23 protein-coding genes are annotated in these 20,882 nt (G+C 29.3%); 6 read left to right on the top strand and 17 right to left on the bottom strand.

Annotation, left to right across the window (positions count from 1 at the left end; genetic code table 11):
• Window positions 1-33 precede the first annotated feature (33 nt).
• On the top strand, window positions 34-486 hold the full coding sequence (gene ogt / locus ACOTU8_RS02490) for a methylated-DNA--[protein]-cysteine S-methyltransferase (RefSeq protein ID WP_422341642.1): 453 nt from the start codon (window positions 34-36) through the stop codon (window positions 484-486).
• On the opposite strand, the gene ACOTU8_RS02485 is transcribed toward ogt, so the two are convergent.
• The 5 genes from ACOTU8_RS02485 to mobB are packed head-to-tail and all read right to left on the bottom strand — an operon-like array spanning window position 478 to window position 4,847.
• The gene (locus tag ACOTU8_RS02485) at window positions 478-1,422 is read right to left on the bottom strand and encodes a hypothetical protein (RefSeq protein ID WP_422341641.1); all 945 of its coding nucleotides are present in this window, start codon (window positions 1,420-1,422) and stop codon (window positions 478-480) included. The genes ogt and ACOTU8_RS02485 overlap by 9 nt on opposite strands.
• A 3-nt stretch (window positions 1,423-1,425) precedes the next feature.
• On the bottom strand, window positions 1,426-3,312 hold the full coding sequence (metG, locus tag ACOTU8_RS02480) for a methionine--tRNA ligase (protein ID WP_422341640.1): 1,887 nt from the start codon (window positions 3,310-3,312) through the stop codon (window positions 1,426-1,428).
• Between the two features lie 9 nt (window positions 3,313-3,321).
• A complete protein-coding gene (locus ACOTU8_RS02475) occupies window positions 3,322-3,519 on the bottom strand; it encodes a hypothetical protein (RefSeq protein WP_422341639.1) in 198 nt (65 codons plus the stop codon).
• Window positions 3,512-4,354, bottom strand: a complete 843-nt coding sequence (fbp, locus tag ACOTU8_RS02470) for a class 1 fructose-bisphosphatase (protein WP_422341638.1) — start codon at window positions 4,352-4,354, stop codon at window positions 3,512-3,514. Before fbp ends, ACOTU8_RS02475 begins: the two co-directional genes overlap by 8 nt.
• Window position 4,355: 1 nt before the next feature.
• Entirely contained in the window at window positions 4,356-4,847 is a 492-nt protein-coding gene (gene mobB / locus ACOTU8_RS02465) for a molybdopterin-guanine dinucleotide biosynthesis protein B (RefSeq protein WP_053872921.1), read from the bottom strand.
• A gap of 95 nt (window positions 4,848-4,942) precedes the next feature.
• Between mobB and ACOTU8_RS02460 the strand changes: the two genes are divergently transcribed.
• Window positions 4,943-5,428, top strand: coding sequence for a hypothetical protein (locus tag ACOTU8_RS02460; protein ID WP_422341637.1), 486 nt, complete (start codon window positions 4,943-4,945; stop codon window positions 5,426-5,428).
• Here ACOTU8_RS02460 and ACOTU8_RS02455 read toward each other — a convergent pair.
• The 3 genes from ACOTU8_RS02455 to gltX are packed head-to-tail and all read right to left on the bottom strand — an operon-like array spanning window position 5,325 to window position 8,526.
• Window positions 5,325-6,950 (bottom strand): lytic transglycosylase domain-containing protein, encoded by a 1,626-nt coding sequence (locus ACOTU8_RS02455; RefSeq protein ID WP_422341636.1) that lies wholly within the window; start codon window positions 6,948-6,950, stop codon window positions 5,325-5,327. The two genes, ACOTU8_RS02460 and ACOTU8_RS02455, sit on opposite strands and share 104 nt — an antisense overlap.
• Window positions 6,947-7,228 carry a YggT family protein gene (locus ACOTU8_RS02450; RefSeq protein ID WP_422341635.1) on the bottom strand — a complete coding sequence of 94 codons (282 nt, stop codon included), beginning with the start codon at window positions 7,226-7,228 and terminating at the stop codon, window positions 6,947-6,949. Before ACOTU8_RS02450 ends, ACOTU8_RS02455 begins: the two co-directional genes overlap by 4 nt.
• Before the next feature lie 2 nt (window positions 7,229-7,230).
• Window positions 7,231-8,526: a glutamate--tRNA ligase gene (gene gltX, locus ACOTU8_RS02445; protein ID WP_422341634.1), complete on the bottom strand. Its 1,296-nt coding sequence runs from the start codon at window positions 8,524-8,526 to the stop codon at window positions 7,231-7,233.
• Between the two features lie 86 nt (window positions 8,527-8,612).
• On the opposite strand from gltX, the gene ACOTU8_RS02440 reads away from it, so the two are divergent.
• Entirely contained in the window at window positions 8,613-9,737 is a 1,125-nt protein-coding gene (locus ACOTU8_RS02440) for a metallophosphoesterase (protein ID WP_422341633.1), read from the top strand.
• Window positions 9,734-10,534, top strand: coding sequence for a phosphatidylserine decarboxylase (psd, locus tag ACOTU8_RS02435; RefSeq protein ID WP_422341632.1), 801 nt, complete (start codon window positions 9,734-9,736; stop codon window positions 10,532-10,534). Before ACOTU8_RS02440 ends, psd begins: the two co-directional genes overlap by 4 nt.
• On the opposite strand, the gene ACOTU8_RS02430 is transcribed toward psd, so the two are convergent.
• The 7 genes from ACOTU8_RS02430 to ACOTU8_RS02400 are packed head-to-tail and all read right to left on the bottom strand — an operon-like array spanning window position 10,531 to window position 16,615.
• Complete coding sequence (locus ACOTU8_RS02430; protein WP_002852641.1) at window positions 10,531-10,812, bottom strand: FlhB-like flagellar biosynthesis protein; 282 nt, start codon at window positions 10,810-10,812, stop codon at window positions 10,531-10,533. The genes psd and ACOTU8_RS02430 overlap by 4 nt on opposite strands.
• The gene (locus ACOTU8_RS02425; RefSeq protein ID WP_422341631.1) at window positions 10,809-13,010 is read right to left on the bottom strand and encodes a flagellar hook-length control protein FliK; all 2,202 of its coding nucleotides are present in this window, start codon (window positions 13,008-13,010) and stop codon (window positions 10,809-10,811) included. Before ACOTU8_RS02425 ends, ACOTU8_RS02430 begins: the two co-directional genes overlap by 4 nt.
• Window positions 13,003-14,190 (bottom strand): MFS transporter, encoded by a 1,188-nt coding sequence (locus ACOTU8_RS02420; protein ID WP_422341630.1) that lies wholly within the window; start codon window positions 14,188-14,190, stop codon window positions 13,003-13,005. The genes ACOTU8_RS02425 and ACOTU8_RS02420 overlap by 8 nt, the downstream gene beginning before the upstream one ends.
• Entirely contained in the window at window positions 14,168-14,671 is a 504-nt protein-coding gene (locus ACOTU8_RS02415; protein ID WP_422341629.1) for a hypothetical protein, read from the bottom strand. The genes ACOTU8_RS02420 and ACOTU8_RS02415 overlap by 23 nt, the downstream gene beginning before the upstream one ends.
• Entirely contained in the window at window positions 14,671-15,000 is a 330-nt protein-coding gene (locus tag ACOTU8_RS02410; RefSeq protein WP_422341628.1) for an AtpZ/AtpI family protein, read from the bottom strand. The genes ACOTU8_RS02415 and ACOTU8_RS02410 overlap by 1 nt, the downstream gene beginning before the upstream one ends.
• The gene (gene hemL / locus ACOTU8_RS02405) at window positions 14,997-16,271 is read right to left on the bottom strand and encodes a glutamate-1-semialdehyde 2,1-aminomutase (RefSeq protein ID WP_422341627.1); all 1,275 of its coding nucleotides are present in this window, start codon (window positions 16,269-16,271) and stop codon (window positions 14,997-14,999) included. Before hemL ends, ACOTU8_RS02410 begins: the two co-directional genes overlap by 4 nt.
• On the bottom strand, window positions 16,268-16,615 hold the full coding sequence (locus ACOTU8_RS02400) for a c-type cytochrome (protein WP_422341626.1): 348 nt from the start codon (window positions 16,613-16,615) through the stop codon (window positions 16,268-16,270). The genes hemL and ACOTU8_RS02400 overlap by 4 nt, the downstream gene beginning before the upstream one ends.
• A gap of 79 nt (window positions 16,616-16,694) precedes the next feature.
• On the opposite strand from ACOTU8_RS02400, the gene folD reads away from it, so the two are divergent.
• A complete protein-coding gene (gene folD, locus ACOTU8_RS02395; protein ID WP_422341625.1) occupies window positions 16,695-17,543 on the top strand; it encodes a bifunctional methylenetetrahydrofolate dehydrogenase/methenyltetrahydrofolate cyclohydrolase FolD in 849 nt (282 codons plus the stop codon).
• A gap of 9 nt (window positions 17,544-17,552) precedes the next feature.
• Window positions 17,553-18,401 (top strand): signal peptidase I, encoded by an 849-nt coding sequence (lepB, locus tag ACOTU8_RS02390; protein WP_192802456.1) that lies wholly within the window; start codon window positions 17,553-17,555, stop codon window positions 18,399-18,401.
• A gap of 21 nt (window positions 18,402-18,422) precedes the next feature.
• On the opposite strand, the gene moeA is transcribed toward lepB, so the two are convergent.
• Window positions 18,423-19,583 (bottom strand): molybdopterin molybdotransferase MoeA, encoded by a 1,161-nt coding sequence (gene moeA / locus ACOTU8_RS02385; protein WP_422341624.1) that lies wholly within the window; start codon window positions 19,581-19,583, stop codon window positions 18,423-18,425.
• Entirely contained in the window at window positions 19,580-20,836 is a 1,257-nt protein-coding gene (gene murA / locus ACOTU8_RS02380) for a UDP-N-acetylglucosamine 1-carboxyvinyltransferase (RefSeq protein WP_422341623.1), read from the bottom strand. Before murA ends, moeA begins: the two co-directional genes overlap by 4 nt.
• Between the last annotated feature and the right edge of the window lie 46 nt (window positions 20,837-20,882).

Below are 20,882 nucleotides of genomic sequence, written 5' to 3'. Positions count from 1 at the left end.
TTATTATAATTGTAGCTCTTTGAAGGATAAAAAATGTTTAAAGTTTATTATAAAATACCTTTGTGTTACCTATCTTTACATAGTGATGGAAAATTTTTAACTAGAGTCAATTTTTGCGATAATAAAAGATCAGAAAAAAGTTGTAGTTTACTTGACTTGGCAAAATATGAACTTGATTTATATTTTACTCATAAGCTTAAAAAATTCACTATTCCTATTTTTATGCAAGGTACAGATTTTGAATCAAAGGTTTATAAAGCTTTAATAGAAATTCCTTATGGCAAAATAGCTACCTATAAAGATATAGCAGAAAAAATTAATCATCCAAAAGCTTTTAGAGCTGTCGGAAATGCAAATTCTAAAAATCAAATTCCTATTTTTATACCTTGTCATAGAGTTATTGCAAGCAATGGTATAGGAGGATATAATGGAGGGCTTGAAATAAAAAGATTTTTGCTTGAAAATGAAGGAGTGAATTTAAAATAAGCTTGGGGTTTGATTTTCTTTGTTTTCAAATTCTTGTTCAAAAATATCATAATTTTCAAGAATTAAACAATATTTAAAATTTTTTAATTTTCTTAAATCTGAAAGCTGATTATAGGAAAAATCGCAAAATAAAGAATTTTTAGAAGCAATTTTAAAGTCTTTTATGTTTTTAAATTTTTCTTTCCAGAATTCAAAGGTATTTTGGTTGTTGCTTACAATAAACGCTTGAGAGCTCGAACCAAAAGGAGTGATTTCAAATTTATCATCAATAAAATAAATTTTAAAATCATCAATCTTATTAAAGTCAAATATTATTTTTTTTTGATTTTTTTCTTTTAAAAAAGAAATAATTTTTGCAAAACTATTTGCATAAAAAAAAGGCAAATTAAGATTTTTAAAATATAAATTTTCACAAATCAAAGTTGTAAAAAAGAAGCTAGATCGCGATAATAAGGTAAAATTAGCATCTTTTAGACTATGAGAATAGGCGCAAAGTTTATTTAAGTAATTTTCCTCACAGTAGCAAAAAATTTCACCCTTTTTTGCTTTGATTAGTTTTTCAAAATCAGCAAAAATATTTCCTTTTAAAATGTTAAAATAAAAAGCCTTGCAAAGACTTAGTTCATAGGATTTAAAAAGCAAAAATTCACATTCTTTATCTTCGCAAAAAAAGCGTAAAAATCTTACAAGAGCTTGTTCTAGATTTTCTACTCTAAAGTAAAAAATTTCTTTATCTTCAATAGTAATGTTATTTTCTGTAATTATAGCATAAGCACCTTTTTCTATAGCTTGGGCAATTTCTTTTTTATCGTTATTAAAAAAGGCAAAGCCTGCTTTAAGTTCGTTTAAATTTATGGCAAAACCTTCCACGCTCAAAACACTACCTTCATGAATGAGCGTTGCGTTTAAAAGTTCGCCTAAATTACTAATTTGCATATTTTAGCCTACTAAAGAGCCGTTTTCTACAAGTTGCTCAGGAGTGATTAAAACAAGCTTATCCCCGCTTTTTGCGGAAAGTATCATACCATCGCTTTCATGTTCAAAAATTTTAGCTTTTTTAAGATTGCTTATAATGCAAACTTGTTTGCCGATTAAATCACTGGCTTTATAGTATTTTGCTATACCTGAGAGTACTTGACGGATTTCTTTATTATCAAGTTCGAGTTGAAATTTCAAAAGTTTTTCACTCCCTTCTATATTTTGACAATCAAGTACCTTAGCAACTTTGATTTCAATTTTCGCAAAATCATCGATTTTTATTTTAGGACTTTCTTCTTTTTTAGGTTCTTCTTTAATTTCTTGTTTTAAAAGAGTTTTTTCTACTTTTGGAAATAAAGCTTCGCAAGGATTTGCTTTAAAATCTAAAAGCTCATTATTAAGTATTATTTTTGCGTAATTTGCAGATGAAATTTCAAAATTTAAAGCTAAAGCCACCTTTTGACAAGATTTTGGTAGAGTAGGGCTTAATAAAAGGCTTGTTTTGGCTAAAATATTTGCACAAAGTGCAACTAAAGCATGAGTTTGTTCGTATTTGTTTTCTTTGATTAAATTCCAAGGTTCGTATTTGCTAATAGCTAAATTTGCTACACTTAAGGCTTTAAAAAGTTCTTCTAGATAACGATTACATTGTAAGTTTTCTAAAAATTCCACTGCTAAATTTAAGTGTTCTTTTGCTTGATTTAATTCAGCATTGTAAAATTTTAAAACACCTTCTTTTGAAATATTTCCTTGAGAATATTTTGTACTCATACCTATGATGCGATTAAGTAAATTTCCAAATTCATTGCTTAGTTCAGCATTGATACGATTTATCAGCATATTTTCACTAAAATCCCCATCATTGCCAAAAGGCACTTCTCTAAGCAAGAAATATCTAAAAGCTTCGCTTCCATAGGCATCAACCACTTCTTTAGGTTTTACAACATTGCCTTTAGATTTGCTCATTTTTTCGCCTTCTTTAGTCCACCAGCCATGTACACCTATAAATTTTGGTAAAGGCAAATCTACGCTCATTAAAAAAGCTGGCCAATAAATGGCATGAAAACGCAAGATATCTTTTCCTACTAAATGCACATGTGCAGGCCAAAATTTAGCATTTTCTCCCTTGCTTTGAAAATCAAGAGAACTTATATAGATAAAAAGTGCATCAAGCCATACATAAATAATATGTTTAGGATCATTAATTTCTTGAGGTAGTTTAATTCCCCAATCAAAACTTGTTCTAGTGATGGAAAGATCTTTAAGACCACTTTGGACAAAATTTATAAGTTCGTTTTTTTTGTTTTTTGGTAGGATGGGATCTTTTTCTTCATACCATTGTAAAATTTTATCTTGATATTTTGAAAGTTTAAAAAAATAACTCTCTTCTTTTAAAATCGTAGTGTTTTTGCCACAATCTGGACAAGAATAATCATTGATAAGCTGACTTTGAGTAAAAAAGCTTTCACAAGAAATACAATAATGTCCTTCGTATTCATCTTTATAAATATCGCCTTTTTGCCACATTTTTAAAAACATAGCTTTAACAAATTCAATATGCCTTGTATCAGTTGTTCTTGCGTAAATATCATAGGTGATTTCAAACTCATCCCATAATTTTCTAAATTCAAAACTGATTTTATCAGCGTATTCTTGAGGAGTGGAATTTCTTAGTTTGGCAGCTTCTTCGATTTTTTGTCCATGTTCATCTGTTCCTGTTAGAAATCTTGTTTCATGTCCTTGTAAACGATAAAATCTTGCTAAAGTATCGGCTATGATGGTAGTATAAGCATGACCTAAATGAGGTACATCATTTACATAATAAATTGGTGTTGTAATATAACGCATTTTTTTCCTTTAAAAGTCAAATCCGCCTTCGGTTTTACCCTTAGACATACTGTTATAGACTGCATCAACATAATTTTTTCTAGTTTGGCAGTTAAAAATTTCATTGCAATTATAACAAGAGCTTAGATTTTTTGAGTTTTGACATGAAAGTAAAATTTCTTTTTTTTTATCCATATCACGTTCAAATTCATCTCTAATCTCACTCATTGTAAGCCTTTAAAAGTTTTGAAATTTCATATTCTGAGCCAAAAAAACAAGGAGTTGTTGCATGGATTTTATCAAATTCAAGTTCAAGCAAGGAAGGGTTTTTTCCATTTGTAGTTTTTCCACCTGCTTTTTCTATGATAAAGGCTAGAGGAAAGACTTCAAACAAGGCACGAAGTTTGCCATCAGGTGCATCTTGTGTTGCAGGATAACTAAAAATTCCACCACCTTTTAATAAAATTTGATTGATATCGCTTACCATAGCTCCAGAATATCTTAAGCGATATCCTTCATCAAAAAGACTTTTAATAAATTTAGCGTGTTTTTCTTCCCAAAATTTTTGCGTTCCGCCTGTAGCATTAATTTTACCTTTTTCATTCATTTTAAGATCTTTTATAAAAATGAATTCATTATTTGCATTTAAGCGATAAAGTTTTGGTTGATCTTTGCAAATCACAAGTTCTAAGCGCGCTCCATACATACTATAAAGTGCGACTCTTAAATTTTTAGCACTTGCTTTTTCTTCATAGATAGCAAAAATAGAACCTATGGCAAAATTAACATCCATTAAGCTAGAACCGTCTAAAGGATCATAAGCTACGATAAAATTTGCTTTTTCATTAAGCGTTAAAATTTCGTCTTTTTCTTCACTTATGATGGCTTTAATGCTTGAACATTGACTTAGGGTTTTTGTAATGATTTCATCGCTTAAAACATCAAATTTGAGTTGAGTATCTCCTGTAAAATTTTGATTTTGACTGTAGCTTGTATCGGGAAATTTTAAAGCGTTAGAAATTTCTAAAACCGCTTTTTGTATATAAGAAATCACTTCTTGCATTTTATAATTCTCCTTGTAAATTTTTAGCATTTTTAAGTATATATCGACAAATAGCTTGTATATCGTTTAAATCAAGCCAAGTAAGATAAGGGTGGGAAATTTTTTCATAGCTTGCAATGGCGTTTGAAAAAGTAAAATAACTTTCATCAATTTCTTTGCAAAATACGCTAATGCGTGGTAAATCAAGAGTTTTTAATCCTTCAACTAAACAAATGTCAAAATCAGGGCTTAATTTTAAAGCTTTTAAAATATCTCTATTTTCATGAGAAAAAAAAGTTGTTCTTGTAGGGCTTAAAACCATGACTTCAGCTCCACTTTGAAAAAATTTAAAACTATCTTTGCCGTTAAAATCAAATTGAGCTTTATCGGCAGGATCGTGTTTGATGATTAAAACTTTTAAATTTTGTTGCAAAAAATTATCAGCTATTTTGGTGATGAGTGTCGTTTTTCCTGAATTTGAAGGCCCGCTAAAAGCTATAATAAGTTGTTTCATAAAATATACTCTTAATTTTTTTATAAAATTATATCTTTTTAAACCAAAAAATAGGGTTAAAAGGCTACAATAATACTAAAAAATATGGAAAAAGAATGAAAATTTATAGTGTAATTTTAGGTGCTTTTTTGCTTGGAGCTTGTTCTTTAAAAGATCAGGCGATTGTGGATACAAATTTAAAATCTCAAACTTTAATGTTTACTCAAAAATATAAAGTCACACAAGATAAGATTAATGCCATTATAACCATGTCTTATTTAAACCCAATTCTAGACAAGACAAGTAAAGATGATATATTGGCTTTGTCTTTTACTCCAAATACATTAAAAATCCAAAATTTAGAAGTTTTTATCAACAATAAAAAAGCCAATATTGAAAAATTGGATGATGAGTATTTAAAATATATAATACAAAACAACTATACTGATTATTTTAAAGTATCTCTTCCTAGCGTCAAGGAAGAGACTAGGCTTATAGCTAAGATTTGTTTAGATCATTTGCCTTGTTTTGAATTAAATTTTCAAAAATATCCGAAATCTTTATACTATCGTTCAGAAGATGTCGATACACAATATAATTAGCTAGAACTTTTTTTCCGTAAATTCGGCTTTCTTGATAAGGAACTAACTCCATAGACAAGAAAGGTTCGAATTTGCCTGTCTTAAACATATCATTTCTTGCAAGCATACGGTTAGTAAAGCCTATACCACCATTATAAGCATAAGCGACAAAAAGTGGAGATTTTAAACGTGATTCAAGGTAATTTAGATGATGGTTTCCAAAATAATACGCAATTTCGGGTTTAAACATAAAATCTTGATCGAAATTTGGAATTTTTAATTCTTTTTCGCCTATGTGATTGGCCAAAAATGGCATAAATTGCATCATGCCTAAAGCATAAGAAACTGAAATAGCAGTTGGAATAAAACGACTTTCTTGTCTGGCAATAGCCAAAATTAAAGCTTGTCTTGTTTTGTTATAGTCTTTTATATTTTCATAATAAGGCATTATAAAATAATGTTTTTTAAAATTATTTTTGCGTTCTAATATGTAAGCATAAATAGGCAAGGTTTCTTGTGTGTCAAATTCTTTTGCTAAGATATCTAGTTGACTTGCGTTAGCATCGCGAATTTGTTTGTTTATTTTTTGCCAAGCAAAAGGATCTTGCATATTAAAATTATTTTTTTTCTTGCTTGGATTAAGGCTTTCTATTTTTGGAAAAGGTGTGTTAGTAAGTTCTTTTGCGTAAAGACTATAAATATTTAAAGAAGAACTTTGAGATAAAGTTTTTAAATCTTCTTCATTGTTTTTAATCAACCACATCCAAAATATAGCATTGTCTTTATTGTTTTGCGATTTAAAACTTTGAGCCGCCTTTTTAAAAAAGTCATAAGCAAGTTCTGTTTGATCATAAGTTAAAGCATTAACTCCTAGATAAAAAGCAGAATCTTCACTTACATTTTCAGGATTTATTTCTAGCATAGAATGTCTAAATTTTGGATTTTCTTTTTTAATAATAATATTTTGTGCGAAATTTTTAAAACCAATATGATTTGGTAACTTATTGACCAAGCTTGCGTTCAAATCTAAATCGTATTTTTTGGAATAGTTATAAAGTTTAAAAAAACTATTAATATCTTCTTTTTGTACTATATAGTTCATAGGATCAGAAGTATTAAAAGCTAGCAATAAATTTGTTAAATCAGGTCTTTGATTTGTAAAGATTTGAGCCAAAGTTATCCTATCTTTAGGATTTAAACTTGCTATAAAAACCAATGAATTTAATCGAACGCTTTGACATGTTAAATTTGCATCTAAGATAGTATTTGCTGTATAAGTATAGCATTTAGCATATTTTGGGTTGATATAAGGCTTTAAAGGGATGATTTTTTCAAGTTCGGATTTAATTTTTCCTATATAGCGAAAAATATGAGAATTTAAATCCTGCGCATCTTTTTTACTGATTTTATTTTTTTCTAAAAGCCTATAAATATAATAATCCTTAGCAAGTGAATTTTCTTCCTTTTTGAGTTTTTCTATACTATATTGCGTAGCATTTAAACTTGAAAAAATAAATAAAAAAACGAGTATTTTTTTTGTCACAATATACTCCTTAAGATATTCCCAAGAAAAACATCAAGAAACTGTAGAGCTAAAACTATAATTAAAGGTGCAAGATCAATGCTGCCTATACGTGTTGGAATTTTTCTAACTAAAGCATAAGCAGGGTAGCTTAATTTATATAAAATTTGCACTATAGGATTATAAGGATCAGGATTTACCCAACTTAAAAGTGCTGTGATGATAATAATCCAAGTGTAAATATTAATAATAATTTGAAGTATTTGAAAAATAGAAATAATAAAAGAGTCTATAACCATTGTTAAATCCTTGCTAATTCGTGAATAAAATTTTTAATATAAGGATAAAGATCACTAAGCTCAGGTCCGTGGGTATTTCCTGTTAAAACTATCCTTAAAGGCATGAAAAATTTTTTACCTTTTAAGTTGCTTTTGTTTAAAAGTTCATTTTTAAAATCTTCATAATTTTCAAAAAGTTCAATATCTTTTAAGAGTTCTTTTAAAATCTTGCATTCTGTTTCAAACTCTCCAAAGTCTTTTGTGTTAAAAATAGCTTGCATTTTTTCTTTAAGTTCTTTTATGGTGCTTGCTTCTTGAGTGTAAAATTTAGCAAGTTGTGCAAGATCTTTGTTTAAATCTAAAATTGTATTAAGCTCATCATCTTTTATCATCTTGATATGTTCGCGATTGATTTGTAAAAGTTTTTTAAGATCAAATCTTGCGGGAGCTTTTGAAACTTTAGAAATGTCAAACCATTTTATAGCCTCTTCTAAGGTAAAAATTTCACAAGGGGTTTTATTGCCTAGTATGATAAGATAATTTGCGATTGCGCTAGGTAAAATTCCACTTTCAAGTAGCCATTTTACAGAAGAATGAGCTTCTCTTTTGCTCATTTTAACGCCTTCTTCGTTTAAAATGATAGGCAAGTGCGCATAAGTCATAGCTTTATTATAAGCTAAACTTGATCGGATATGTTCTTGTTTTGGAGTGTTTGAAACATGATCTTCGCCACGTATAATACAAGTGACATTTTCAAGCATATCATCAACTGCACAAGCAAAATTATAAGTTGGAGTTTTATCTGTTCTCATGATGACAAAAGAGTCTATATTTTCAGGCTCAAAACTTAATTCGCCTTTAATAAAATCGGTAAATTTCATAGTATGAGTAGGTTTTTTAAGGCGGATAACAAAGGGTTTTTTGCATTCTAAAACATCAATATCGGCTAGTTTTTCACAAGTGCCATCGTAGCGATAAGCTTTGCCTTGTTTTTTAGCTAGCTCTTTTTTTGCTTCAAGTTCTTCTTCAGTACAAAAACAAGCAAAAGCTTTTTTTTCGCTTACAAGTTTTAAAGCCATTTGGCGATGAAATTTTAAATTTTCACTTTGTATATAGTAATGCTGCCATGAAATACCAAAAAGATTTAAAATTTCTTTGATTTCTTCTTCTTTTCCTGCTATATTTCTAGCCTTATCAGTATCTTCGATACGTAAGATAAAATCCATATTTTCTTGTCTTGCACAGATATAGTTAAAAATTGCTACACGTAAATTTCCTATGTGCATATCACCTGTGGGAGAAGGTGCAAAACGATACATTTTATAGCCTTTTTAAATTTATTTAAAAAATTATTATAACAGAAAAATTTATATGGATATTTAATTTACTAAGTTATAATTCTTTTATGATGTTTTTAATTTTTTCTTTCATTATATTATTGATTTTTGGCTTAGCAAATGTTTATATTTATAAAAGATTAATCAAGAAAATTACTCTTTTTAAGTATTTTTATAAAATTTTTACCTTTATTTTTATTGTGCTTTTTTTAGCCCAAGCCGTGTTTTTAATATTTCGTAGAGATGAATATTTAAGTGATACTTGGTATGAAATTTTAGCCATACTTTATGCGCCGACTTATTGTTTATTTTTTATAACTTTAGCTTGGGATTTTATTAAATTGATTTTAGTTTTTATGGGCAAAAGAGATAAAAAATATAATCTTGTTTTGCGTTTGATTTTTGAGTTTTCTCTTATAATTTTAAGTGTATTTTTAATTTATGCAAGTATAAATAATGCTCTAAAAACACCTGAAGTAAAGAGTGTTGATATTGAAATACCAAACCTTAAACAAGATTTAAAAATTGCTATGTTAACCGATATACATTTAGGTAAAAATTTGCATGAAAATTTTTTAGACAAGCTCATCACTAAAGTGAATTTGCAAAGTCCTGATATGGTTGTAATAGTAGGAGATCTGATTGATACTAATCCTAAAGATTTAAAAAATTATATCTCAAAACTTAATGATTTTAACTCCACTTACGGAACTTTTTATGCTTTGGGAAATCATGAGTATTATCATGGTATTAATGAAGTTTTGGATTTGCTTAGAAAACATACTAATATGAAAATTTTAGTCAATCAAAATTTAGATTTAGGTTTTATAAATATTGCTGGACTTGGAGATTTAGCCGGACTTAATAAGGGTTTATATGCTCCTGATTTAGCAAGAATAAAAGTGGATTTAAATACAAGCAAACCTAGTATTTTACTCACACATCAACCCAAAACAACTTTACTTTATGATTTAAGTGATTTTGATCTTATTTTAAGTGGACACACACATGCTGGGCAAATTTTCCCTTTTATGTTTTTAGTTAAACTTCAGCAAGTTTTTGTTCATGGGCTTTATGATTTAGGAGAAAAAACTAAGCTTTATGTGAGTAGCGGAGCAGGATTTTGGGGGCCAAGTCTTAGAGTTTTTGCTCCGAGTGAAATAGTGATTTTAAATTTAAAAGGGAAAAAATGAGTTTTTCAAAAGAAAGTTCGAGACTTTTTGGTTTTATAGCGGGGATTAAATTTCCTAAAATGATACAAAAAGTCATCAATGAAAATTATGTTAAGTATTTTAATATCGATATGAGTGAATTTAAAACTCCTTGTGAATACGAGAGTTTAAATGATCTTTTTACAAGAACTTTGCAAATTTCAAGAAAACTCGAGGAAGGTTTTATCAGCCCAAGTGATGGTAAAATTTTAGAATGTGGAAACACTTTTTTAGCAAATGAAGAACATTTTGCTTTTTCTATAAAAGGTCACACTTATAGCGTTGAAGAGCTTTTAAAAGATAACTTTGAAGAAAATGAACTTAAAAATGGGCTTGATTATGTTAATATCTATCTTTCTCCAAAAGATTATCATCGCTACCACAGCCCTTGTGATATGCAAATTTTAAGTGCGACTTATACAAGTGGATCACTTTATAGCGTAAATGAAAAACATTTAGAACGCATTAGTAATTTATATATAAAAAATGAAAGAGTAAGTTTAAAATGTCAAAATACAAAAGGTATTTTTTGGCTTGTTTTTGTAGGAGCACAAAATGTAGGAAAAATGTGCTTTAATTTTGATGCAAGTATACAAACCAATGCTAAAATTTCTCATAATTTTACTAGAAAATATGAAAATTTAAATTTTAAAAAAGGTGAAGAATTGGGAAATTTTGAGCTAGGTTCTACTATAGTTTTAATCTCTCAAAAAGGACTTTTAAATTTTAATTTAAAAGTAGGACAGGGTGTTAAATTTGGAGAAAAAATAGCGGATTAGTTTTTAGGAGTTTTATTTGCCATTTGATAGATAAAGGCAAAAACTTCAGCTACAGCTTTATACATATTGGGCGGAATTTCATCGCCTAAGTCAAGCTTGCTTAAAATTTCTATTAAATCTTCATCTTCTTTAATGGGAACTCCGTGTTCTTTGGCTAAAGAAATAATTTTAGCAGCACTTTCGCCTTTGCCACTTGCAAGCACTTTTGGGGCGGAGTTTTTTTCTTTTTGATAGCCTAGAGCTACAGCTTTTTTAATCGATCTTTTGATTTTGCTCATACTTTTTTATCCATACCCATTTCAAGATCTAAATTTTTCATATTTCTAGTATCAAATTTACTTCTTATGATATCACCTACAAAGAAATTTGCACTTAAAAGTCCTACTTTATTAATATTTCTTTTAAGTTCATGGGCATTTTCATAGATGGTTTTTCTAAATTCGATATTTTCTGCCATAATATTGATATCTATATATTTTTCATTGTTTAAAGAAATAAGAATTTCCAAATCCCCAAGTTTTGCAAATTCGAGTTTAATCTGAGCAAAAAATTTATCCTTTTTTCCGCGTCTAAACATAATTTTAGAATCATTTAAATCATCCCAAGAAAAAGGCAGATAAGTATTGATAGAATCATTAGCTAAAGACATGAGTTGATTGATTTCAATTTGCGCCAAAAGACGATTAGCTTGATTATATACAGCTTCATTGCCTTCATTTTTAGCTAAATTTGAAATTTGCAAAAGTGTTGATTTTACATCATGATGTAAAGATTCAGCTATATCTTGTTCTGTTTTTGGTTTAATTTGCGCTAGATCTTTAGTAGAAAGATTGAGTTTGTGTTCGAGATTTTTAAGTTCTGCTTGATTAAGCTTGGCATTTTGAGTATAGGGTTCAAGCTCTTTTAAGCTTTCATTAAGTCTGCGAGAAAGATTGCTTAAATTTTTACTTAAATCTTGCACTTGTTCTAGATCTAAATTTTCTACATTAAATGCCAAATTTTTTACAATATTTTGTTTTATAAATTCCTGATTTTTAAAAATATTTTGCATAGTTTGGTTATTGTTAGGTTGAATATTTTGAGAATTATTTAAATTTTGTGTGTTATTTGTGTTAGGATTTGAAGTGTTGGCATTTGTATTGATTGAAGTTTTGTTTTCTGTTTTTGTTTCATAAAATTTTGGATTTTCTTTGATATTTTCTTGTTTTTCATCTTTAATTTTTTCTTGATTTGGAGTGGAATTTTTTATATCATTGTCTGGCTTATTTTCTGTTTCATTATTTTGAATATCATTTTTTGTATCTTGGGTATCTTCTTCGTGAGTTTTTATATCAGAATCTAAATTTTCATCTTCTTTTATATCACTTTCTTTTGCATGTGAATTTTCTTCGTTTTTTAAATCTTGCTTAATATCGGTTTTAGCATCATCTGTGAGAGTTTCTTCTTTTGATGCTTTTATATGTTTTTCTTCTTTGATATTTTCTTTGTTACTTAAAAGATTTTCTAAAATATTTTCTTTATCTTGTATTTTAGAAGCTTGATTGCCTAGTATATTTTTTAAAGTATTTTCAAGTTTTTCAAAGGCGGTAGCAGTTTGCTTAAGGATGTTTAGATCTTTTATCATTAAATTTTCTGGCTTATTAAGAGCTTTGAAAAAATCATTTTTGATGGAATTTAATTCTTTTAAAATTTTATTAGCTATAGGAGTGATTTTTTCTTGAGCATGACTGGGATTTTTACTTATATAATTTTTAAAATTTTCCAATTTAGAACTTAAATTTAAAAGTGCTTTAAAAGAACTTTGATTTAAAATTTGCTTATTTTCATTTTTGCTAGAATTAATAATATTTTTTAATTCTTTTAAAGTGTCTTTTGGGCTTAAATTTGTATTTGCAAGTTGAGCTATCTGAACGCTTAGTTTTTCGCTACTAAGACCTTTGATTGTACTTAAAAGAGAGTGAAAACTTTTGGGTAGTAATTCTTCATTTAGAGCATCTTTTAATTTAGCTTCTAAAAATATGCCCGAATTCTTAAACAAAGGAGCTAAGTTATTGTTTTTTATTTCGCTGGCAGGTTTTAAAATTTGATTTAATCTGTCTAAAACTTGTGTAAAAGTATCGCTTTTTGCAAGTTCTGTACTTAAAGTTTTTAATTCATTAGCAAAATTAGGAGCTAAATTTAAATTTTTTCCTTGTTTAAGCACAGGGGAATCGGGATTTTTTTGAGCATTGATTTGATCTAAAAGTTTATTAACAAGTTCTTTTAATTTGCTGCCTGTTTCATTTTGAACAAATTTTGCTAGTATTTCTTCACTACTAGCGTCCTTGCTTAAACCTAAATTTTGCTTTAAGGCTTGTGCAAGTGCTTCTTTTGGATTGTCCTTTAAATTTGTTTTATCTTTTGAAGTAGAGTTATCTACTTTTAAATCATTTTTTTGCGTATTGGCAATTTGACTTGCTAGTTGAGTATTAATCATCAAATATCACCGTATTTCCAGATTTTTTCTTAAAATTTTTATTTAAGATATTTGGTTTATTGATGGCAAAAAGAATTAAAAATGCTAAAGAAACCATATAAAACCATATAAAACCTTTGATTTCAAAGTATTGCATTAAAAAACCTAAAATTAAAGGGCCAAACAAAGATCCCAAAGAATAGCAAAAAAGAACCCCACGACCTAACTCTACGCCTTTATTTTTGCTTACTAAAACATCATTTGCTCTAGCAAGTGCTAAAGCATATAAACAAAATATTCCTACACCAAGAGTAATTCCTAAAAAATATTGCATATACAAGTGAAGTTTAAAAAAGATAAATATAAGCATAGTGATAAATCCTATGCTTGCACAAGTGATAATGGCAAATTTTCGACCAAGTTTATCTGAAATAGTTCCTATGATGGTTTGTGCAATAAAACCACCTAAAACCCCACAAAATATAAAATAAGAAACTGCTTTTGTGTCAAAACCTTGCAAAAGCATAAATAAAGATGCCATAGAAAAAAAGCCATTTATAAGCATTCCGGCTATAAAGCTTGTGACGATAGCCAAAGGAGCTATATCAAAAATTTTAGGTATAGAAATAGGACTTGATGCAGGCAAAACAGGTTCTTTGATTTTAATCAAATTTAAAGGTAAAGATGAAAGTAAAATTAAAGTTGCACTGAGAATAAATACACTATGTTTGCTTAAATTTAACGCTATGATTAAAACTCCAATACCAAATGCAAGATAAAAAACAATTTCATAAAAACCTAAAATTCTAGATCGAATGGCATTTTTGCTTTTTTCATTAAGCCATGATTCTATGACCATTAAAAGACCATAGTAGCAAATTCCTATGAAAAATCTTAAAACAGCCCAAAAAATAAGATTTTCGCTTACTGTATGAAGCATAGCTGAAATTCCAAAAATAGCCCCAAATAACCCAAAAGAGCGTATATGACCTATACGAGAAATAATTTTATGAGCACTGATGGTTCCAACAAGAGCACCTACAAAAAAACAAGAACTTACCACTCCAACAGCCAAAGAACTTTCTTCGTTTTCTTTTAATATAACGCCTATAGAGCTTACTATCAAGGCATTGCCTGCAAATAAAAATGCCATACCAGCAAAAAGTGCTGTCATTGATTTAATAATTTTTTTTGGACTCATACTTTTTTATATATAAAATAAAAATAAACACACAAACTAGCAAGGATGAAATTCCACAAATATAAGCAAAGATATCTAATTTATCTTGGCGATGTAAAAATAAAAATCCAGCAACCAATATCACATAAGCCATCAATTTAAAGAGAGTAAAAAACATAGCAAAAAAATGAATTTTCTCTTTAATATTTGGCTTTAAATCGTCTTTTAGAACTTTAAAATGAATAATTTTTGATAAATTTTGTTTTTTTTTGATAAAAAGCGATGAAGTGAAATTAAAATCTTTTTCATAATTTTTTGATTTTTTTATAATGACTTTTTTATAATTTAAATAAGAAGCAAAAATAATCAATAAAACACTAAAAAAAGCTATTTCATAGCTTAAAAATGTATCTAATTTAAAATGATTTAACGATGAAAATATGATCCAAAAAAATAAATGAATAATGGCAAAAATATAAAATAGAGCTTTTTTATGTTCCATTATTTGTTCTTTTCTTTTTGAATTTTTTCTTTGATCAACTCATCTCTTTCTTTAAATTCTTCATAGCTTTTTACTTGAACTTTATAAGCTTTGTAAACATTAAGTATAGCAGCACTGATCCCCCAAAAAACTCCAAGCCAAAAAAGCCAAGGATAAGGAGTAAATTTTTTAAGCAAATATCCTATTCCCACACCTATAAATACAGCAACAACAATAGAGATGCCAAGACTTAAACCATCTGCAGCTTCAAGAGTTTTGCGAATGATTTTTTGTTTTTTGCTGTTGGAAATTTCTAAGTGATTTTTTTCTTCTTTTAAAATGTTGCTCATATTCTTTTAAAGCTTTCCCTAACAGCTTCTAATGTTATATCTATAGTTTTATTAGTCATTTTTGAACAAATAAAACCTGTTTCAAATTGAGAAGGTGCTAAATAAATTCCATTCTCAAGCATATTTTTGTGAAATTTTGAAAATAATGCTAGATCAGATTTTAATGCATCTTGGTAGTTTGATACAGGATCTTTAGTAAAAAAGTATCCAAACATAGAACCTACATGACAAACTTGTAGTGGAAGTCCTTTTTCATCCGCTAATTTTTTCATTCCTTGGGTAAGTTTTTTTGCTAATTTTCCAAGTTTTTCATAAAGATCAGTTTTTTTCTTAGCTTTTGTAAGACTTGCTATACCTGCAGCCATTGCCAAAGGATTGCCGCTTAAAGTTCCTGCTTGATAAACTCCACCCAAAGGACTTAAAATATCCATAATTTCGGCTCTAGAAGCAAATGCTGCTGCAGGTAGACCACCTCCTATTACCTTACCAAAAGTAATTATATCCGCTTGAATATAATTGATTCCATAAGAACCAAGGTAAGATGCTCTATATCCACTCATTACTTCATCAAAAATTAGCAGAGTTTGATTGTTTTTACAAATCTTAGCAAGTTCTTCTAAAAAATCTTGTTTAGCTGGAACTAACCCCATATTTCCAGCAATAGGCTCAATGATAACACATGCAATATCTTTGTTTTTTTCAAAAAGCTCTTTAACGCTGTTTATATCATTATATTTTGCTACTAAAGTGTGTTTGGCTACATCTTCTAAAACACCCAAAGAACTAGGAGAATTAAAAGTAGCAGCACCACTTCCTGCACTCACTAATAATGAATCAGAATGCCCGTGATAACATCCTTCAAATTTTAAAATTTTATCTTTTTTAGTAAAGCCACGGGCAAGACGAATAGCACTCATGGTTGCTTCTGTTCCACTACTTACAAAGCGGATTTTTTCTAAATGAGAAAAATCAGATAAAACAAGCTTGGCAAGTTCAGTTTCTAATAAAGTTGGAGCTCCAAAACTTGAACCTTTGTGAAGTGCTTTTTGGCAGGCTTTTTGTATATCTTTATCGCAATGTCCAAAAAGTAAAGGCCCCCAGCTTTGAACATAATCTATATAAGAATTTCCATCTATATCGAAAATATAAGCACCTTTTCCATGGGAAATAAATTTTGGCTCACTTTGAACATTTGCAAAAGCACGAACTGGAGAATTTACACCACCTGCGATGAATTTACACGCTTCTTTAAAAGCTTTTTTGTTTGTCATTTTTCTTCCTTGCTAAATTGCTTGATGTAATTATATAAAGTTACAATTTCATCATTTGTTAAAGAGTAATTTGGCATGATTGATTTTGCGTTTTTACTCTGATTAAGAGAATTTTTAAAATTCTCAAAACTAAGATTTTGTATACTTGGAACTTTATAAGCTATTTTAATGCCATTTTTCATATAATATCCTAAAATTTGTTCGCTTCCATCTACTCCATGACATTCTTTACAACTAATGCCTCTTGGATTTTCATAAAGCATTTTAGAATATTCTTTAAGGGTGATAAAATCAGCACCAAAAAGACTGATGCTAAATAAAAAAAACATTAAAACAATTTTCAAAATTTCACCTTGTTAATGAAGTTTTAATATGATACAATTTTTACTTTAAAAAAGTGATTAAATTTATAGAAGGAAAATAATGACTTTGCTTGATGGTAAAGCTTTAAGTATAAAAATCAAAGAAGAATTAAAAGAAAAAAATCAATTTTTGAAAAGCAAAGGGATTGAAAGTTGTTTGGCTGTTATTTTAGTTGGAGATAATGCTGCAAGTCAATCTTATGTAAAATCTAAGGCTAAAGCCTGTGAAGAATGTGGAATTAAATCTTTAGTTTATCATCTTAATAAAAATACTACGCAAAATGAACTTTTAGCATTGATTAATACCTTAAATCACGATGATAGTGTTCATGGAATTTTGGTTCAACTTCCTTTGCCTGATCATATTTGTAAAGACTTAATACTTGAAAGCATTATAAGCAGTAAAGATGTTGATGGCTTTCATCCTATTAATGTAGGATATTTAAATTTGGGCTTAGAAAGTGGGTTTTTGCCTTGTACTCCACTTGGAGTTATGAAGCTTTTAAAGGCTTATGAAATTGATGTAGAAGGAAAAGACGCTGTTATTATAGGTGCTTCAAATATAGTAGGTCGTCCTATGACTACTATGCTTTTAAATGCTGGAGCTACGGTAAGCGTTTGTCATATCAAAACCAAAGATTTAAGCCTTTATACTAGGCAAGCTGATTTGATTATAGTGGCAGCAGGTTATGTGAATTTACTTCGATCGGATATGGTAAAAGAAGGAGTGATTGTTGTTGATGTTGGAATCAATCGTCTTGAAAGTGGAAAGATAGTCGGAGATGTGGATTTTGAAGAGGTATCTAAAAAATCTAGCTATATAACTCCTGTTCCAGGTGGAGTAGGTCCTATGACTATAGCTATGCTTTTAGAAAACACAGTTAAATCTGCTAAAAATAGACTTAATTAGGAAAAATCTATGGAAATTTTAAAGAAATTATATAAATTTTCGCAGTCTTGGACTGGAACTGTAGTTATTGTTCTTTTGGTGATTTTTTTCTTTATACAAGCTTTTGTTATTCCTTCTGGTTCTATGAAAAACACCTTATTAGTGGGGGATTTTTTATTTGTTAAAAAATTTAGCTATGGCATCCCAACTCCTCATATTCCTTGGTTGGAAATTCCTGTTTTGCCGGATTTTAATAAAGATGGACATTTAATAAAAGCACAAGGGCCACAAAGAGGAGATATAGTTGTTTTTAGAAATCCTAGAAATGAAAAAGAACACTTTGTAAAACGTTGTGTAGGTACAGGAGGAGATAGGATAGTTTATGCAAATAAAACACTTTATGTAAGAATGCATGAGGGTGATGATTTTATGAAAGAACATTATCCAAATGATCTTGTTACTCTTGGAGGGCAAATTTATGTAAAAGAACCTTATAAACAAAAAGGTATTCATTATGATCCAAAAAAAGATATAGAAAGTGATATTTTACGCTTTCTTAGCATAGGTGATTTTGCTATGTCTCCAACTTATATTAAAGAACTTGGAAATCATATAGGTTTTAGCGGCGGAAATGCTTATGTTTTTGATGTACCTGAAAATGAGTATTTCATGATGGGTGATAATCGTGATTATTCTTATGATAGTCGTTTTTGGGGTTCTGTTCCTTATAGGTTGATAGTAGGTAAACCTTGGTTTGTATATTTCTCTTGGGATAAAGATAAAAATGTTCGCTGGGAAAGGATAGGGCGTTTTGTTGATACCTTGGAAAATGATGAACAATATATCCATGATCATGATGATGAGGATAAATTAAGCTAATGTTTGTGAAAAACACAAACATTATATTTTTAAAAGCATGATTTCATCACCTTTTTTTAATTCACTTGTATTTTCTTCACTTATAAGTAAAAACTCACTTTTAACAAGTGGAAGTATCATACCAGATCCAAATTTGTTTTCATTAAATGGTGTAAAAATATCTTTTTCTAAATTTCCTAAGATGAGATTATTTCTTCCATTTTTAAGCTTTAAATCTATGCCCATTTTGGCATGAAATTTTAAAGGATTTTCTAGATTTCCACTTAATAAAGCAATGATTTTTTTAGCAAAAATAAAACAAGAAAGATAGGCTGCCATAGGATTTCCTGGTAAAATCAATACGAAATTTTCACCTTTTCTATAAAGCTTAGTAGGTCTTGCAGGGCGTGCTTTTAATCCTTTAAAAAGCGGAGTAAAGCCTAATTCATCTAAAGCTTTTTCCATAAAATCAGCCTCGCCAACGCTTGCACCTCCTGAAGTGATTAAAAGATCAAAATTTGTATTTTTTAAAGCTTCTTTAGTACTTTTAAAATCATCTTTGATAATACCTAAGTAAAAAGCATTTTGTAACATGGTTAGTAAAGGCAAAGCATTGGCGTTATAAATACTTTCTTCATCGCATTCTTGCCAAGGTTCTTTAAGTTCATTTCCGCTTGAAAAAATGCCTATGTGAATTTTTCTTATGACTTCTATTTTATAAAGCCCTTGAGAAGCAAGTAGGGTGATATGTTTATCATTAAGTTTGGTGCCTTTTTGAAGCAAAGGTTCGCCTTTTTTTAATTCTTCTCCTTTGTAACGATAGGCATTGTATTGTTTAGGAGCTTTTTTAATGATGAGTTTATTTTCTTCTATGTACTCATCTTCTAACATTAAGATAGTATCAGCATTTTTGGGCATTTTAGCCCCTGTCATGATTTTATAACACTCATTTTTAGCAATTGTATAAAAATTTTTATCTCCTGCAAAAATGCTTCCTTTAATTTCTAAAGCCTCATTGATATCAGCATAATTAAAAGCATAGCCATCAAGGGCAGCATTATCAAAACTGGGTAGATTTTTTGTAGCGTATAAATCTTTAGCTAAAATTCTATCTTTTGCTTTTTCAAGGCTGATAAGCTCACTTTCATCTAAGCATGAAATTTGATTTTCTAAGTCTTTTAAGGTTTCAAAGATATTTTTCATTCTTCAAGCCTTGTGATCTTTACACCTAAACCTTTAAATTTTTCTTCTAAATTTTCATAACCCCTGTCAAGATGGTAAATTCTATGGACTTTACTTGTGCCTTTAGCTGCAAGAGCCGCTAAGATAAGAGCTGAAGAAGCACGCAAATCTGTAGCCATAACATCAGCAGCGTTAAGATCTTTTCCGCCTACTATGGTAGCAATATGACCATTGAGTTTAATATCTGCACCCATTCTTAAAAGTTCACTTACGTGCATGAAGCGATTTTCAAATAATCTTTCATCGATAATGCTAGTTCCATTAGCCTTTAAAGCTAGCGCCATAAACTGTGCTTGCATATCGGTTGGAAAGCCTGGATATTCACTTGTCATGATTTCTATAGGTTTAATTTCTTTAGCAGGAAGTAGGGTGATGCTATCTTCTGTAATCAAAGTTTCAAAACCCATTTGATGAAGTTTTGCTAAAACTGCACTAAGGTGAGTGGCGTTAACTTTATCTAAAGTAATTTTAGAATTTGTAATAGCTCCCGCACAAAGATAAGTTCCTGCTTCAATTCTATCAGGTATAACGCTAGATTCTTTAAATTCTAAAAGTTCTCCATCGCTGCCATAAATTTCAAGTTCATCTGTGCCTATGCCTTTGATTTCAAGTCCTGCGTCTTTTAAAACTTCGCAAAGTTGAACTACTTCAGGTTCTTTTGCAACATTTAAGAGTTTGGTTTTGCCCTTAGCTAAAGCTGCTGCCATGATGATGTTTTCACTACCTGTAACCGTGATTTTATCAAAAAGAATTTCATTGCCTTTTAAATTTCCACTAGCTACGACATAGCCTTGTTTGATTTGTATATTTGCCCCCATTTTTTCTAAGGCTAAAAGATGCAAATCAATAGGTCTTTGTCCTATAGCACATCCTCCAGGCAAAGATACTTCACAATGTCCAAAACGAGCAAGCAAAGGCCCTAGAGTAAGTATAGAAGCACGCATTTTACGCACAATGTCATATTTGGCTATGGTTTGATTAAGAGTGTTTGTGTTTAATAAAGCACTATTGTTTTGAAAATTGACCTTAGCTCCTAAATTTTCTAGCAAAGATATAAGAGTTTTTATATCGGCAACATTAGGAACATTGTTGATTTTTACTTCGTTTTTAGCAAGTATGCTTGAAACGATCAAGGGTAGGGCGGAATTTTTTGCCCCGCTTATTGTAACATTTCCGCTTAGATGATTTGTGCCTTCTATTTCTAAATAAGTCATAAAAACAGCCTTGATTTTAAATTTTATAATATATTATACATTTTTT

Origin of the sequence: Campylobacter jejuni (assembly GCF_049221745.1) — a bacterium.
Lineage (GTDB): Bacteria > Campylobacterota > Campylobacteria > Campylobacterales > Campylobacteraceae > Campylobacter_D > Campylobacter_D jejuni_E.
This window is presented reverse-complemented; position numbering and strand designations above follow the sequence as displayed.

Excerpts from the sequence above, each read along its gene's own strand:
- ACOTU8_RS02450 (WP_422341635.1), bottom strand. The coding sequence starts at position 7,228 with ATGGTTATAGACTCTTTTATTATTTCTATTTTTCAAATACTTCAAATT.
- ACOTU8_RS02425 (WP_422341631.1), bottom strand. The coding sequence starts at position 13,010 with ATGATTAATACTCAACTAGCAAGTCAAATTGCCAATACGCAAAAAAAT.
- mobB (WP_053872921.1), bottom strand. The coding sequence starts at position 4,847 with ATGAAACAACTTATTATAGCTTTTAGCGGGCCTTCAAATTCAGGAAAA.
- ACOTU8_RS02475 (WP_422341639.1), bottom strand. The coding sequence starts at position 3,519 with ATGAGTGAGATTAGAGATGAATTTGAACGTGATATGGATAAAAAAAAA.
- hemL (WP_422341627.1), bottom strand. The coding sequence starts at position 16,271 with ATGACAAACAAAAAAGCTTTTAAAGAAGCGTGTAAATTCATCGCAGGT.
- ACOTU8_RS02460 (WP_422341637.1), top strand. The coding sequence starts at position 4,943 with ATGAAAATTTATAGTGTAATTTTAGGTGCTTTTTTGCTTGGAGCTTGT.
- ACOTU8_RS02420 (WP_422341630.1), bottom strand. The coding sequence starts at position 14,190 with ATGAGTCCAAAAAAAATTATTAAATCAATGACAGCACTTTTTGCTGGT.
- ACOTU8_RS02485 (WP_422341641.1), bottom strand. The coding sequence starts at position 1,422 with ATGCAAATTAGTAATTTAGGCGAACTTTTAAACGCAACGCTCATTCAT.
- ogt (WP_422341642.1), top strand. The coding sequence starts at position 34 with ATGTTTAAAGTTTATTATAAAATACCTTTGTGTTACCTATCTTTACAT.
- psd (WP_422341632.1), top strand. The coding sequence starts at position 9,734 with ATGAGTTTTTCAAAAGAAAGTTCGAGACTTTTTGGTTTTATAGCGGGG.
- fbp (WP_422341638.1), bottom strand. The coding sequence starts at position 4,354 with ATGCAAGAAGTGATTTCTTATATACAAAAAGCGGTTTTAGAAATTTCT.
- lepB (WP_192802456.1), top strand. The coding sequence starts at position 17,553 with ATGGAAATTTTAAAGAAATTATATAAATTTTCGCAGTCTTGGACTGGA.
- metG (WP_422341640.1), bottom strand. The coding sequence starts at position 3,312 with ATGCGTTATATTACAACACCAATTTATTATGTAAATGATGTACCTCAT.
- folD (WP_422341625.1), top strand. The coding sequence starts at position 16,695 with ATGACTTTGCTTGATGGTAAAGCTTTAAGTATAAAAATCAAAGAAGAA.
- ACOTU8_RS02440 (WP_422341633.1), top strand. The coding sequence starts at position 8,613 with ATGATGTTTTTAATTTTTTCTTTCATTATATTATTGATTTTTGGCTTA.
- ACOTU8_RS02430 (WP_002852641.1), bottom strand. The coding sequence starts at position 10,812 with ATGAGCAAAATCAAAAGATCGATTAAAAAAGCTGTAGCTCTAGGCTAT.
- gltX (WP_422341634.1), bottom strand. The coding sequence starts at position 8,526 with ATGTATCGTTTTGCACCTTCTCCCACAGGTGATATGCACATAGGAAAT.
- ACOTU8_RS02410 (WP_422341628.1), bottom strand. The coding sequence starts at position 15,000 with ATGAGCAACATTTTAAAAGAAGAAAAAAATCACTTAGAAATTTCCAAC.
- moeA (WP_422341624.1), bottom strand. The coding sequence starts at position 19,583 with ATGAAAAATATCTTTGAAACCTTAAAAGACTTAGAAAATCAAATTTCA.
- murA (WP_422341623.1), bottom strand. The coding sequence starts at position 20,836 with ATGACTTATTTAGAAATAGAAGGCACAAATCATCTAAGCGGAAATGTT.
- ACOTU8_RS02415 (WP_422341629.1), bottom strand. The coding sequence starts at position 14,671 with ATGGAACATAAAAAAGCTCTATTTTATATTTTTGCCATTATTCATTTA.